Here is a 14861-nt window from a genome sequence, read left to right as displayed (position 1 = left end):
CCCATGACGACCCCGGTGAAAGAGAACCCGCAACGCATTCCGCCGTACCGGACGACGGCGCTGGCGTTCCTGATTGTCTCCGCGGTGGTGTTGGGGTTCGTGTGGTTGCAGTTTCGGGGCCAGCTCACGCCGACGACGCGCTTGACGATGTTGGCCCCCCGGGCGGGCTTGGTGATGGATCCGGGTTCGAAGGTCACCTACAACGGCGTGGAGATCGGCCGGGTGGCCAGCATTTCGGAGATCGAGCGTGACGGCATACCGGCCGCCAAGTTCGTCTTGAACGTCAATCCGAAGTGGATCGAGCTGATTCCGGCCAACGTGGACGCCAATATCAAGGCGACCACGGTTTTCGGTAACAAGTACGTGTCGTTGACCTCGCCGAAAAAGCCGACGCCACAACGCATCACGTCGCAGCACGTGATCGATGCCAGGTCGGTGACAACGGAGTTCAACACCCTGTTCGAGACGCTCACCTCGATAACGGAGAAGCTGGATCCGGTCAAGCTCAACCTGACGCTGGCTGCAGCCGCGCAGGCGTTGACCGGGTTGGGCGACAAATTCGGGCAATCGATCGTCAACGCCAACGCCATCCTCGACGACATCAACCCGCAAATGCCGCAGATCCGGCATGACATTCAACAGCTCGGCGCCCTGGGCGACGTCTACGCCAAAGCCGCGCCGGATCTGCTCGACTCCCTCAACAACGCGGTGGTTACGGCGCGCACCCTGCACCGGCAGGAGGCCGATCTGGATTCTGCGTTGTTGTCCGCGGCGGGGCTGGGCAACACCGGCGAAGACATCTTCAAGCGCGGCGGGCCCTACCTGCAGCGCGGCGCCGCCGATCTGGTGCCCACCGCCCAGCTGTTCGACACCTACAGCCCCGAGATCTTCTGCACCATCCGCAACTACTACGACGAGGAACCGGCGGCCTATGCCACCACCGGCGGCGGCAACGGCTATGCGCTGAGAACCATGACCGAGCTGACCTCAGGGCTGGGCGGCATGTTGACGCTCCCGGGGTTGGCCGGCACCGCGGCCACGATGGGGCTCCTGACCCTGGCCGGGCTGGTGGGCGGGGCGCCGAATCCCTTTGTGTACCCGGACAACCTGCCCCGCGTGAACGCCCGCGGCGGGCCGGGCGGTGCGCCCGGTTGCTGGCAGGCCATCACCCATGACCTGTGGCCGGCGCCGAGTCTGGTGGTCGATACCGGCGCCAGCCTCGCGCCCTACAACCATCTGGAAACCGGCTCACCGTACGCCATCGAGTACGTCTGGGGCCGCCAAGTCGGGGACAACACGATCAACCCATGAAAATCACCGGCTCCGCCATCAAGCTCGGCATCGTCTCACTGGTGCTGCTGCTGATCACCGTGTCGATCGTCGTGGTGTTCGCCCAGATGCGCTTCAACAGCACCAACAGCTATTCCGCGGAGTTCAAGAACGCCACCGGGCTCAAGAACGGCCAGTTCGTCCGCGCCGCCGGGGTCGAGATCGGCAAGGTCAAAGCGGTGCGGCTGATCGACGGCGGCCAGCGGGTGATGGTGGACTTCAACGTCGACCGGTCCATACCGCTCTACCAGACGACGACCGCACAGATCCGCTATCTCAATCTGTTCGCCGACCGCTACCTGGAGCTCAAGCGCGGCGAGGGTGACGGCAGCGATCGGATCCTGCCGCCGGGCGGATTCATCCCCCTGTCCCGAACAGCGCCCGCACTCGACCTCGACGCCCTGATCGGTGGATTCAAGCCGCTGTTCAGGGCGCTCGATCCGGAAAAGGTCAACACCATCGCGTCGGCCATCATCACGGTGTTCCAGGGTCAGGGCGGCACCATCAACGACATCCTGGATCAGACCGCGCAGCTGACCGCGCACATCGCTGAACGCGACCAGGCGATCGGTGAGGTGATCAAGAACCTGAACGTCGTGCTCGACACAACGGTCAGGCATCGCAAGGAGTTCGACCAGACCGTCGACAACTTCGAAAGACTGATCACCGGCCTGCAAAACCACGCCGACCCGCTGGCGGCCGGGACCGCGAACATCAGCAACGCCGCCGGCACGGTGGCCGACCTCCTCGCCGACAACCGCGCGCTGCTGCACAAGGCCATCAACTACCTGCAGGCTCTGCAGCAGCCGCTCGTCGACCAACGTGATCAACTCGGCGACCTGATTCACAAGACGCCGACCGCGCTCAATCTCATCGGACGCAGCATCGGCCTCTACGGGGACTGGGTGAACTTCTACCTGTGCGACCTCAGCATCAGGTGGAACGGGTTGCAGCCCGGTGGCCCGGTCCGCACGGTCCGGATCTGGCAGCAGCCCACCGGTAGGTGCACGCCGCAATGAGAACGCTGACGGAATTCAACCGCAACCGGGTCGGCCTGATGGGCATCACCGTGCTGGTGCTGGTCGTCGCCGTCGGCCAAAGCTTCACCAGCATCCCGATGATGTTCGCCAGCCCGAGCTATTACGGACAGTTCACCGACACCGGTCAACTCAACAAGGGCGATAAGGTGCGCATCTCCGGCGTGAACGTCGGCAAGGTGGAGGCGTTCGATATCGACGGCGACCATGTCCGCATCAAGTTCAATATCGGCGCCAACACCATCGGCAGCGAGAGCCGGCTCGCGATCAAGACCGACACCATCCTCGGCAAGAAGGTACTCGAGATCGAGCCGCGCGGAACGCAGACGTTGCGGCCGGGGGCCGTGTTACCGCTGGGCCAGAGCACCACCCCGTATCAGCTCTACGACGCCGCCTTCGACGTCACCAAGGCCGCCACCGGGTGGGACATCGACACCGTCAAGCAGTCGCTGAATGTGTTGTCGCAGACGATCGATCAGACCTATCCGCATCTGAGTGCCACGCTCGAGGGTTTGACCAGATTCTCCGACACCATCGGCAAACGCGACGACCAGATCAAGCACCTACTCGCTCAGGCCCATCAGGTCGCCAGCGTGCTCGGTGACCGCAGCGAACAGATCAACCGGCTGCTGGTCAACGCGAAGACACTCCTGGTCGCGTTCAACGAGCGCAGCCGCGCCATCGGCGCGCTGCTGCAGAACGTTTCCGCTTTCTCGGCCCAGGTGCAGGGATTCATCAACGACAACCCGAATCTGAACCCCGTGCTGGAGCAGTTGCGCGCGATCAGCGACGTGCTGGTGGCGCGTAAGGATGACCTCGCCCAAACCCTCACGTACGTCAGCCAATTCGCCGCCTCCCTGGGTGAATCGGTCGCGTCGGGACCGTACTTCAAGATTGTCCTGTCCAACCTGCTGCCGTATTGGATCTTGCAACCGTTCGTCGACGCCGCGTTCAAGAAGCGCGGCATCGATCCGGAGGACTTCTGGCGCAGCGCCGGGCTTCCCGAGTTCCGGTGGCCGGACCCCAATGGCACCCGGTTCCCCAACGGCGCGCCGCCGCCCGCGCCCCCGGTGCTGGAAGGCACCCCGGACCATCCGGGACCGGCGGTGCCGCCGGGAACGGCCTGCTCGTACACGCCACCGGCCGACGCGCTGCCGCGACCGTGGAACCCGTTGCCCTGCGCGGGTGTTGACGTCGGCGCCTTCGGCGGCAGTTTCCCGGCACCGATCGACGTCGCGGCGTCACCGCCGAACCCGAACGGCCTGCCACCGACGCCGGGAATCCCGATCGCCGCGCGGCCCGGCGACCCGCCTCCCGACGTGCCCGGCGTACCGGTGCCACTGCCCACCCAAGCCCCGCCGGGCGCGCGCACCGAGAACCTGCAACCCGCAGGCCCCGCCCCGCCACCGTCGGCGTTCGCTCCAGGACTCCCGCCGGGGCCGGCGGCGCCCCCGGGACCCGGACAGCAGTTGCCGGCGCCGTTCATCAACCCCGGCGGCACGGGCGGCAGCGGTATCACCGGAGGTAACCAGAATTGAGTAGCGTCTTCGGTATCGGCAAACCGCAGCGCCGGACGGTCGTCGGGGCGGTGGTGGTGCTGCTGGCCCTCGTCGCAGGGATCGTCGGCTGGCGGCTCTATCAGAAGTTGACCACCAACACCGTAATCGCTTACCTCCCAACGGCGAACGCGCTCTATTCCGGGGACAAGGTCCAGATCATGGGCGTGCGCGTCGGCTCAGTCGACAAGATCGAGCCAGCCGGCGACAAGATGAAGGTGACGTTCCACTACGACAACAAATACAAGGTGCCCGCCAACGCGTCCGCCGTAGTCGTCAACCCAACCCTGGTGGCGTCGCGGAGCATTCAGCTGGAGCCCCCCTACAAAGGTGGCCCGGTGATGGGCAACAACGCGGTGATCCCGATCGAGCGCACGCAGATGCCGACGGAGTGGGACGAACTGCGCGAAAGCGTCGCCAACATCATCTCCAAACTCGGCCCGACGCCCGAGCAACCCAAGGGCCCGTTCGGTGAGGCCATCGAGTCGTTCGCGGACGGATTGTCCGGCAAGGGCAAGCAGATCAACACCACACTGAACAGCCTGTCGCGGTCGCTCACCGCGCTGAACGAGGGCCGGGGCGACTTCTTCGCGGTGGTGCGCAGCCTGGCGCAGTTCGTCAACGCGTTGCACAAAGACGACCAGCAATTCGTCGCGCTGAACAAGAACCTCGCCCAGTTCACCGACGAGTTGACCGGGTCCGACCGCGACCTGTCCAACGCTATCCAGCAGTTCGACAGCCTACTCTCAACGCTGCGCCCGTTCTTGGACAAGAACCGCGAGGTGCTCGCCCATGACATCGGCAACCTCGACAGCCTGACCACCACGCTGGTCCAGCCCGACCCGCTGAACGGGTTGGAGACCGCCCTGCACGTCCTGCCGACGCTGGAGACGAATCTCAGCCAGATCTACCACCCGTCCCACGGCGCCGTCATGTCCATCCCGGCTATCCCGAACTTCGCCAACCCAATGCAGTTCATGTGCAGCATGATTCAGGCCGGCAGCCGGCTGGGCTACCAGGAATCCGCCGAACTGTGCGCCCAATACCTGGCGCCGATCCTCGATGCGATCAAGTTCAATTACCTGCCGTTCGGGCTGAACCTGTTCAGCACCGCCGAGGTGCTGCCCAAGGAAGTCGCCTACTCCGAACCCCGGCTGCAACCGCCCAACGGGTACAAAGACACCACGGTGCCCGGGATCTGGGTGCCCGACACTCCGTTCTCGCACCGCAACACCCAGCCCGGCTGGGTCGCCGCGCCGGGCATGCAAGGCACCCAGGTGGGGCCGGTCACCGGGGGCCTGATGACCCCCGAATCGCTGGCCGAACTCCTGGGCGGCCCCGACGGCCCCCCCCCTCCCCCGGGCTTGCAGACGCCGCCGGGGCCGCCGAACGCCTATGACGAGAACCCCGTCGTGCCACCGATCGGCCTGCGTGCGCCGCAGGTGCCGATCCCGCCACCGCCCCCGGGGCCGGGCGTGGTCCCGGGTCCGGTCGCGCCGACACCGGCGGCCGCCGCTACGGGAGCCGGATCATGATGCGCACCTTGGCTATTCGGGTCCGCCACCTGGGCTGGAAGGCGCTTGCTGTGTTGACCGCCGCGACGGTGCTTACCTCGTGCGCGAAGTGGCACGGAATCGCCAACGTACCGATGCCCGGCGGTCCGGGCTCCGGGCCCGGCTCCTACACCGTGTATGTCCAGATGCCCGACACGCTGGCCCTCAACGACAACAGCCGGGTGCGGGTGGCGGATGTCTTCGTCGGCACGGTGCGCGCGATCGAACTCAAGAACTGGGTCGCGACGCTGACACTGCGGCTGGGCAAGAACGTCAAGCTGCCCAGGAACGCCACCGCCAAGATCGGCCAGACCAGCCTGCTGGGTTCCCAGCACGTTGAGCTGGCGGCGCCGCCCAACCCCTCCCCGGAGCCGCTGCGGGACGGTGACACCATCCCGCTGAAAAACGCGTCCACCTATCCCACCACCGAGCAGACGCTGGCCAGCCTCGCCATCGTGCTGCACGGAGGCGGCATCCCGAACCTCGAAGTGCTGCAGAACGAGGTCTACAACATCCTCAACGGGCGGGCCGACCAGATCCGCGCCTTCCTGGGCAAGCTGGACACCTTCACCGCCCGGCTCGACGAGCAGCGCGCCGACATCACCCGGGCCATCGATTCCACCAACCGGCTGCTGGCGTACGTGGGTCCCCGCTCCGATGTGTTGGACCGGGTCCTCACCGAATTCCCGCCACTGCTCAAGCATTTCGCCGACAAACAGAATCTTCTGATCAACGCCGTCGACGCGACGGGACGGCTCAGCGGAGTCGCCGACCAATACCTGTCGGCCGCGCGTGGCGACATCCACCAGGACCTGCAGTCGCTGCAGTGCCCGCTGCGCGAGCTCGGCCGGGCGGCGCCGTACCTCATCCGCGCCCTCAAGCTGATCCTCGTGCGGCCGTTCGACATCGACGCCGTGCCCAAGGCGTTCCGCGGTGACTACTTCAACCTGTCGCTGACGCTCGACCTGACCATGAGCGCCGTCGACAACGCGGTCCTCACCGGGACCGGATTCTCCGGGGCGCTGCGCGCGCTCGAGCAATCGTGGGGCCGCGACCCCGAAACGATGATTCCCGACGTCCGGTACACGCCGAACCCCAACGATGTTCCGGGTGGCCCCCTGGTCGAAAGGGCGGACAGGCAATGCTGACCCGCTTCATCAAGCGCCAGCTGGTCGCGTTCACCATCCTGACCGCGATCACGGCGGTCGCGCTGGGCTGGTACTACTTGCAGATTCCCAGCGCGGCGGGAATCGGCCAGTACACGCTGAGGGCGGACCTGCCCGCGTCGGGTGGGCTGTACAAGACCTCCAACGTCACCTATCGCGGCGAAACCATCGGCACGGTCACCGCCGTCGAGCCGACCGCGACGGGCGCGCGGGTGACCATGAGCATCGGCGACCGCTACCGGATACCGATTGACGCGTCGGCGAACGTGCATTCGGTGTCGGCGGTCGGTGAGCAATACCTGGACCTGGTGTCGACGGGCAATCCGAGCCAGTACTTCTCGCCCGGCCAGACGATCACGAAGGGGACCATCCCCACCGAGATCGGGCCCGCGCTGGACGCGGCCAACCGCGGGCTGGCCGTGCTGCCGAAGGACAAGATCGCCTCGCTGCTCGACGAAACCGCCCAAGCCGTAGGCGGATTGGGCCCCGCGCTGCAACGCCTGGTCGACGCGACGCAGGCCATCGCCGGCGACTTCAAGACCAACATCTCCGACATCAACGACATCGTCCAGAACTCCGGGCCCGTCATCGACAGTCAGGTCAACTCCGGCGACTCGATCGAGCGGTGGTCACACAATCTGAACATCCTGGCCGCCCAGAGCGCGGAAAACGACCGGCACGTGCAGAGCATCCTGACCCAGGCGGCCCCGACCGCCGATCAGGTCAACGAGGTGTTCGGCGACGTCCGCGAGTCGCTGCCGCAGACCCTGGCGAATCTCGAGATCGTGCTGGACATGCTCAAGCGCTACCACAAGGGCGTCGAGCAACTCCTGGTCGCCTACCCGCAGGGCGCCTCGGAGGGCCAAACCGTGACGTCGGCCTTCCCGGGGTATGCGTCGCTCGGCACCTCGCTGACGATCAACCAGCCCCCGCCGTGTCTGACCGGGTTCCTCCCGGCGGCCGAGTGGCGGTCTCCCGCGGACACCAGCCTCGCGCCGATGCCGTCCGGAACCTATTGCAAGATCCCGCAGGACACCCCCGCGAACGCCGTGCGCGGCGCACGCAACCTTCCATGCGTCGACGTCCCGGGTAAACGCGCCGCGACGCCACGGGAGTGCCGCGATTCCAAACCGTACGTGCCGTTGGGCACCAACCCGTGGTACGGCGACCCCAACCAGATCGTCACCTGTCCTGCGCCGGCCGCGCGTTGCGACCAGCCCGTGAAACCGGGGCTCGTGATGCCCGCGCCGTCGGTCAACAACGGCCTCAATCCGGCGCCCTCCGACCGGGTGGCGGGGACGCCGCCGCCGACCAGCGATCCGCTGCAACGGCCGGGATCGGGCACCGTCGAATGCAATGGGCAGCAACCGAACCCGTGCGTGTACACGCCCGCCGGCCCTCCCCCGGCGGTGTACCTCCCGCAGAGCGGCGAACTGGTGGGGCCCGATGGCGTCAAGTACGCGGTCGAAAACTCGAACAAGACCGGAGACGACGGCTGGCAGGACATGCTGGCGCCGTCGACCGGCCGATAGAGATTGGAGCGACATGCCGGAAGCCATTGGCCTGGGCCAACTTCGAAGTGACGCCTGCACGTATCTCGAGCGGGTCGCCGCCGGGGAGGCGATCGACGTCATCCGTCGCGGCAAGCTGGTGGCGCGGATCCTGCCCGTCGGTGACTGGCGGGTGGCTCCGATCCCGGCGCGTTCGGCGAAACTCGCCGCGCAGGACACCGGCGGGTGGGTCGGCCTCGACGAACTTCGCACCCGCGCCGGCCGGTGCTTCGACCGGGTGGCGGCCGGGGAGACGCTGAGCGTCGTCCGGGGCGGCCGATTGTTGGCGCAGATCGTGTCCGCCGGTGACGCGGCGAGCAGTCCCACACCGGCGGATGGCCGGGGTGGGATCGAGCTCGACGAGCTCCGGAAGCGCGCCGGGCGCTACTTCGATGAGGTCGCGGCGGGGCAGACGATCGAGGTCATCCGCGGCGGCAAGCTGGTCGCCCGCATCGTGTCGGTCGCGTAGGAACGGCGGCGGCGCATACCCCGGAAGCTTTCCCGAGGTCATGTTGTTGAGCGGTGCATGACCATGACGGGCTTCCACGAAGGAGAGACCGCGACACAGCGGCGAGCGGGCGTCGAAGCCGAGGCCAAGCGGCTCGAGGGCATGCTCGACTCGCCGGGCCTGTCCGGCGGCGCCGCAAGATTTCTCGCCGCACAGCGATTCGCCGCCCTGACCGGACGGGACCACGACGGCGTGCTGTGGACGTCGCCGTTGATCGCCGCGCCGGGTTTCCTCCGCGGCCGGGACGACGTCTTGCGTGTGTCGGCATCCCCCCGCAGCGGCGACCCGCTGCACCGGCTCCCGGCCGGCCAACAAGTCGGACTGATCGCGATCGACTTCGCCACCCGCCGCCGGTTACGGGTGAACGGCGAGCTCGTCGGCTCGGACGACGCGGGCCTGGCCGTCCGCGTCGACCAGTCATACGGCAACTGCCCCAAGTACATTCACCCGCATACCATCGACACCGACGCCCTCGGCGCACCCGCTTCACTGCGCGCGAGACGCGCAACGCTTGACCCGTCCGATCAGGCGATGATCGCGAGGTCGGACACGTTCTTTCTGGGCACGAGCCATCCCACCCGGGGTAGCGACGCGTCGCACCGCGGAGGCCCACCCGGCTTCGTCCGGGTCGACGCCCCCGACCGGCTCTGGTGGCCGGACTTCCCCGGGAACAACATGTTCAACAGTTATGGAAACCTGGCCGTCGACGACGAGGCCGCCTTGCTGTTCGTGGATTTCGGGACCGGTGCGAGCCTGCACCTCACCGGGACCGCACAGGTGCGGTGGACTAGCCCCGGTGCCCCCGGGGACGACGGCGGCGTGGGCAGGAACGTCTCATTCTCGGTCGGTGCCGTGGTCAGCGTCGGCAACCGCTAACCCTCGAGGAATCCGCCCTCGGGAAGCGGGCGTTGGCAGATCGTCCGCGCCTCGGCGGCGCTAAGCCCGAACAGCCGCAGCACGTTCTCGGTGACGAGGTCGGCGGCGTGCGCGTCGTCTCGATCGGGGTTGTCCCGCAACAGGTTTCCGAGCCCCAGCAGCGCACCGCCGGCCATTGCGAGGGCCAACTCGGGATCCTCGACGTCGAACCGACCGGCCGCGACGCCGGCTTTGATATCACGCAGGGCGCGCGGCGCCAAACCACGTTCGGACGACAGCAGCTCCAGCCCGTTGGCCAACAGGATCCGGCTCTCCTGCGGGCGGCGGCGGAACAGCCTGCCGGTCATCCGAAAGCTGGTGGCGAAGATCTCCGCCGGGTCCTCGATGGACGCGGTGAGCCGGTCGAGCATCGCCCCATAGACGTCGAGCACCTCGGCGACCGCGGCCTCGAACAGCTGCTCCTTGCTGTCGAAGTGGTTGTAGAAGGACCCCATGCCGACGTCGGCGGCCTGGGTGATCTCCAGGACCGGCACGTTCACCTTGCCCTCGGCGATCAGTTGCTGCGCGGCCTTGACCAGCGCCGCACGGGTGCGCCGCTTGCGCCGCTCCAGCCGGTTGGCCGGCTCCGCCATCGCACTCACCCCCGCATTATGCATCAGTCATGAGGATTTCGTCAGACTCTTGACTGAACGTTATCTCGTATGTGACGATTTCGTCAGTTAGGTTTGGGAGTGACCATGGATTTGACCGAAAGCGCACGTCCGGAGGCGCACAGCGAGCAGGGCGCACTGCGCGGGGAGCATCCCGGGCGGTCGCGCAACCCCGTCATCAGGGTCGCCGACATCGCGTGGCTGGAGTTCGAGCGGCCAGACTTGGGGCGCGCCGAGGCGTTCGCGCGGGCATTCGGCTTCCACACTGCCCAGCACGGCCCCGGCGAGGTGCAGTTGCGCGGCACCCGGGCGGGTACGCCGTGCGTGATCCTGCGTCGCGGCAGGCGCAGCCGGTTCACCGGCGCGGCGTTCCGGGCCTGCGACGAGGCCGACGTGCTCCGGCTGGCGGGCAACGCCGGGGCACCGATGCGACGGCTACCGGAGGCCATCGGCGGGGTGTCGGTCGACCTGACAGACCCCAGCGGAATGTTGGTTCGGGTCGTCGCCGGCATGCACGAGCTCCCGGACCTGCCGGGCCAACAGGCCCACGTCTTCAACTTCGGCCCCGAGGTGCGGCGCACCAATGCCGGCCAGCGTCCCCCGCGGGTGCCCGCCCGGGTCGAGCGCCTGGGCCACCTGGTGGTGCAGTCGACCAAGTACCTCGAGACCCTCAACTGGTACCTCGACAACCTCGGCATGATCGTCAGCGACTTTCTGTACTTCCCCGGCCAGCGGCACCGCGGCCCGGCGATGAGTTTCATTCGCTGCGACCGCGGTTCGATACCGGCCGACCATCACACCCTGGCGATGGCCCTGGGGCCGGCCAACCGCTACGTGCACTCGGCCTATCAGGTCAGCGATCTCGACGCGCTGGCTGCTGGCGGCGAATACCTTGGCGCGCACGGCTATTCCCGGTCCTGGGGAATCGGCAGGCACATCCAGGGCAGTCAGATCTTCGACTACTGGCGCGACCCCGACGGCGACTTGTTCGAACACTTCACCGATGGCGACCTGTTCGACAACACGCTCGACCCGGGCTGGGCGCCCTTCACCGCATCCGGGTTGGCGCAGTGGGGGCCGCCGGCAAGCAGAGATTTCCTCGGAACCGACCCCAAGTCGGCACGCCGGGAACTGGTTTCGATGATGACCGCCCTCCGCTCGCACAACGAATTCGATTTCAACCGCCTGATCGGCCTACTGAAAGTTCCTACCTCATGACCCTTTCCGTGCTGCACACCGCTTCCGAAACCGACCGCGCCTGGTGGCTCAAAACCGCCGAGGGCGCAGTCAGAATCGACACCACCGCCACCACCACCGCCGCGTTGCTGGCCGACCGGGCCGCCATCGAGAGTGCGGCGACGAAAACCGAAGCCGTCGCCCTCGACACCCTCGCCTTGGTCTCACCGGTGACCCGGCCGTGCCGGGTGATAGCTCAGATGACCAACTACGAGTCGCACGTCAAAGACGCGGGCATGGATCCGGCGTCCATCCCCCTCACCTTCTTCCGCAAGGCGTCCGCCTCCATCACCGGGCCGTTCGACGACATCGTCAAGCCCCCGCACGTGAAGCTGCTCGACTACGAAGTCGAGATCGGCCTGGTGATCGGCCGCGCCGTCCCGATCGGCACCACCATCTCGGACGCCAACCTCGGCGATTTCGTCGCCGGGCTGGTGGTCACCAACGACGTCTCCGCGCGCGACGTCCAACTCCCCCAGACCCAGTTTTACGAGGCCAAGTCGTATCCGACGTTCACCCCGGTCGGCCCCGAACTGGTGCTGCTCACCGCCGACGAGCTCAAGCGCTTCGGTGACCTGCGATTGCGCCTCAGCGTCAACGGCGAGGAACGCCAGAACGCGCTCGTCGAGGGCGACATGCTGTACCGGCCACTGCAGGCGCTGCAGTCGCTCACGCAGTTCCAAGAACTCGCCCCGGGTGACCTGGTGCTCACCGGCACCCCGGTCGGCACCGCGCTGAGCGCCCCACCGAAGCCGGTACAGTTCGTCGGAAACCTGTTGCCGCCGGGACTCAAATGGAAGATGTTCTTCTCGCGGCAGGCCGCCAACCGCAATTACCTGCACGACGGTGACATCGTCGAGGCGTCGGTGGCCACCGACGACGGCGCCATCGATCTCGGAACGCAGCGCACCCCAGTGCGATACACATGACGACCCCGGCTACGCGGCGGGTACCCGTCGTCATCGTCGGCGCCGGACCGACCGGCGTCACCGCGGCCACCCGGCTGGCGCAGTGCGGCGTCCATTGCCTGGTGCTCGATCGCTGGACGGACGTGTACCCCCAGCCACGAGCGGTGCATCTGGACGACGAGATCTATCGCATCATCGCCCGCCTCGGGTTGGGCGGCGAGTTCGCCGCGATATCACGGCCGACGCTGGGTTTGCGGTTGGTGGACAGCCGGTTCCGCACTCTGGCCGAATTCAACCGCGACCCCGAGCACAGCGTGCACGGTTTCCCGCAGGCCAACATGTTCGACCAGCCCGAATTGGAGACCCTGCTGCGGGCCAACCTCGAGCGCCATCCCAATGCCGAACTGCGCGGGAACGCAGAAGTCACCGATGTTGTGGCGGACGGAACGCGCATCCGCGTCACGTTCACCGACCGCTCAGACGGTGGGCGTCACCACGTCGACGCCGACTACCTGCTGGGCTGCGACGGCGCCAACAGCCTGGTGCGGGCACGGATCGGTTCGACCATGCGGGACTTGAACTTTCAGCAACGCTGGCTGGTCGTCGACATCGCCAGCGAGGCGGACCTGGGCCAGTGGGACGGGGTGCACCAAGTGTGCGACCCGGATCGCGCGGGAACGTACATGCGCATCGGGCCGGCCCGCTACCGGTGGGAGTTTCAGTTGCTCGCCGGCGAAACCGCGGCGGACTTCGGCACGCTCCAGCGGCTGCGACCGTTGATCAAACCATGGACCAGCACCGTACCCGTCGCCGAGCTCACCCTGGTGCGGGTCGCCGAGTACACGTTCCGGGCACAGATCGCCGACCGCTGGCGCAACGGCAACGTCTTCCTCCTCGGCGACGCGGCGCACCTCACTCCCCCGTTCATCGGCCAGGGCATGGGCGCCGGGCTGCGCGACGCCGACAATCTCGCCTGGAAGATCGCCGGGGTCCACCGCGGCGCCCTTACCCCGGACGTGCTCGAGACTTATGAGCGCGAACGAAAGCCGCACGCTCGCTACATGATTCGCCTCGCGCTGAGTATCGGCTGGGCGATGACCGGCGGCGGCCACCTTGGCAACGCAGCGCGCCGGGCGCTGTTGCCGCGGCTGCGGCTCATCCCCGGCCTGCGCGACAAGGTCGTCGACTCCACAACGCCGCCGCTGCACCGCTCAGCGTGGGTGTCTAAATCGCGGCGACCGCATCAGCTACCGGGCACGCTGTGCCCCAACCCGCCGCTGCACGACGGTCGACGGGTGGACGACGTCCTCGGCACCGGTTTCGCGTTGATCGCCGTCACTCGCCCCGGCGCCGCCGACGAGGCCGCCCTGCGGCGGCGCGACGTCACCGTGCTGGTCGCCGACCCCGGCAGCGCTCTGGAGACGTGGCTGCGGCGGGGTCGCGTCACCGCCGCGCTGGTGCGCCCCGACCGAACGGTGGCGCGCGCCGGGCGCGACCTGGCCGCCCTTTGCGCGTGGACCGCCACCGCCCTGTCGCCCGGCGAGCGTCAGCCGGACGCGGACGGCCGGGCGACGATCACGGGTATCCGTACCGAGTGCAGCACGGCGTTGCTGACCGATCCCAGGAGTATGCCGGACAAGCCGCCACGGCCGTGACTGCCCACGACGAGAAGCTGGGCGAATTCCGACTTTTCGGCAAGCTGCCGAGCCGGCGCGTCGCGTTCGACCAACCTCTGCACCGTCACATCGGGATAGCGCTCCTGCCAACCGGCCAGGTTCTCGGCGAGGCTCCGCTGGGCCTCCTCTTCCAGTGACGACCAATCCGCTTCGGGGAGTTCGCTGATCGCGATGTCGCTCCATGCGTGCAAGGCCATCAGGTCGACGCCGCGCCGGGAAGCCTCGTCGAACGCGACGGCGGTCGCGAGCTCGGAGGCCGGCGAGCCGTCGATCCCCACCAGAACGGGAGCGTCCCCGTTGTCCGGCAGGTCGTCCCCATGGATCACCGCGACGGGACAATTCGCGTGCCGCACCACCGTCGCGCTGACCGAGCCCAGCACGCCACGCGCCAGTAACCCGCGTCCCGCCGTGCCGACGACGACCATCTCCGCCTCGTCGGACATCTTGATCAGGGCCAGCGCGGGGCTGGAATACACGAGTTCCCGGTTGATCGCGATCTCACGGTCCGCCGCTAGCGCCTCCTCGGCGAGCTTGATCGCGTGCATGATCGCCTTCTTGCCCTCGTCTTCCAGCCGCACTGCCAGAGAGTCGGGGTATGGGACCGGCGGCCAGGTGGCGGTGGGCGTCGTCACCGCGTGGACGACGGTCAGTGGAACTTTCCGCATGGCCGCCTCGCGCGCGGCCCAACGTGCCGCAGCGTTCGATGCCGTCGAGCCGTCGACCGCGACGACGATGCCGCGCTGTTGGTCAGGTGCTGACATTTCGTTCTCCCTCCATCACCGACGACGCTATAAACCCGACGGGCGTGGGTCGTGA

The 14861-nt window shown here is 67.5% G+C and carries 13 protein-coding genes; 11 read left to right on the top strand and 2 right to left on the bottom strand.

The window, feature by feature from the left end:
• Positions 1–3: 3 nt before the first annotated feature.
• Genes A5691_RS09120 through A5691_RS09085 form a run of 8 tightly spaced genes read left to right on the top strand, consistent with a single transcriptional unit; the run spans position 4 to position 9575 of the window.
• The gene (locus A5691_RS09120) at positions 4–1311 is read left to right on the top strand and encodes an MCE family protein (protein ID WP_067748903.1); all 1308 of its coding nucleotides are present in this window, start codon (positions 4–6) and stop codon (positions 1309–1311) included.
• Positions 1308–2348 (top strand): virulence factor Mce family protein, encoded by a 1041-nt coding sequence (locus A5691_RS09115; protein WP_067748900.1) that lies wholly within the window; start codon positions 1308–1310, stop codon positions 2346–2348. The genes A5691_RS09120 and A5691_RS09115 overlap by 4 nt, the downstream gene beginning before the upstream one ends.
• A complete protein-coding gene (locus A5691_RS09110; RefSeq protein ID WP_067748897.1) occupies positions 2345–3904 on the top strand; it encodes a virulence factor Mce family protein in 1560 nt (519 codons plus the stop codon). The genes A5691_RS09115 and A5691_RS09110 overlap by 4 nt, the downstream gene beginning before the upstream one ends.
• Positions 3901–5457 carry a virulence factor Mce family protein gene (locus tag A5691_RS09105; protein ID WP_068266537.1) on the top strand — a complete coding sequence of 519 codons (1557 nt, stop codon included), beginning with the start codon at positions 3901–3903 and terminating at the stop codon, positions 5455–5457. The genes A5691_RS09110 and A5691_RS09105 overlap by 4 nt, the downstream gene beginning before the upstream one ends.
• On the top strand, positions 5454–6623 hold the full coding sequence (locus A5691_RS09100) for a virulence factor Mce family protein (protein WP_156669902.1): 1170 nt from the start codon (positions 5454–5456) through the stop codon (positions 6621–6623). The genes A5691_RS09105 and A5691_RS09100 overlap by 4 nt, the downstream gene beginning before the upstream one ends.
• On the top strand, positions 6617–8173 hold the full coding sequence (locus A5691_RS09095) for an MCE family protein (RefSeq protein WP_067748890.1): 1557 nt from the start codon (positions 6617–6619) through the stop codon (positions 8171–8173). The genes A5691_RS09100 and A5691_RS09095 overlap by 7 nt, the downstream gene beginning before the upstream one ends.
• Positions 8174–8186: 13 nt before the next feature.
• Complete coding sequence (locus tag A5691_RS28310) at positions 8187–8660, top strand: type II toxin-antitoxin system Phd/YefM family antitoxin (protein WP_067748887.1); 474 nt, start codon at positions 8187–8189, stop codon at positions 8658–8660.
• 57 nt (positions 8661–8717) lie between these two features.
• Positions 8718–9575, top strand: coding sequence for a pyridoxamine 5'-phosphate oxidase family protein (locus A5691_RS09085; protein WP_067748884.1), 858 nt, complete (start codon positions 8718–8720; stop codon positions 9573–9575).
• Here A5691_RS09085 and A5691_RS09080 read toward each other — a convergent pair.
• Positions 9572–10207: a TetR/AcrR family transcriptional regulator gene (locus A5691_RS09080; protein ID WP_369807381.1), complete on the bottom strand. Its 636-nt coding sequence runs from the start codon at positions 10205–10207 to the stop codon at positions 9572–9574. The genes A5691_RS09085 and A5691_RS09080 overlap by 4 nt on opposite strands.
• 105 nt (positions 10208–10312) lie before the next feature.
• Between A5691_RS09080 and A5691_RS09075 the strand changes: the two genes are divergently transcribed.
• From A5691_RS09075 to A5691_RS09065, 3 genes are read left to right on the top strand one after another with little or no spacing between them, the layout of a single operon-like run.
• A complete protein-coding gene (locus A5691_RS09075) occupies positions 10313–11443 on the top strand; it encodes a VOC family protein (protein WP_067748877.1) in 1131 nt (376 codons plus the stop codon).
• Positions 11440–12390, top strand: a complete 951-nt coding sequence (locus A5691_RS09070; protein ID WP_067748874.1) for a fumarylacetoacetate hydrolase family protein — start codon at positions 11440–11442, stop codon at positions 12388–12390. The genes A5691_RS09075 and A5691_RS09070 overlap by 4 nt, the downstream gene beginning before the upstream one ends.
• A complete protein-coding gene (locus A5691_RS09065) occupies positions 12387–14024 on the top strand; it encodes a bifunctional 3-(3-hydroxy-phenyl)propionate/3-hydroxycinnamic acid hydroxylase (protein ID WP_067779695.1) in 1638 nt (545 codons plus the stop codon). Before A5691_RS09070 ends, A5691_RS09065 begins: the two co-directional genes overlap by 4 nt.
• On the opposite strand, the gene A5691_RS09060 is transcribed toward A5691_RS09065, so the two are convergent.
• The gene (locus A5691_RS09060) at positions 13916–14806 is read right to left on the bottom strand and encodes a universal stress protein (RefSeq protein WP_067748869.1); all 891 of its coding nucleotides are present in this window, start codon (positions 14804–14806) and stop codon (positions 13916–13918) included. The two genes, A5691_RS09065 and A5691_RS09060, sit on opposite strands and share 109 nt — an antisense overlap.
• Between the last annotated feature and the right edge of the window lie 55 nt (positions 14807–14861).

The organism is Mycobacterium sp. E183 (assembly GCF_001667735.1).
In the GTDB taxonomy this organism is placed as follows: Bacteria; Actinomycetota; Actinomycetes; order Mycobacteriales; family Mycobacteriaceae; genus Mycobacterium.
The sequence above is the reverse complement of the archived record's forward strand: the minus strand, read 5'-3'. Positions and strand labels throughout refer to the sequence as shown.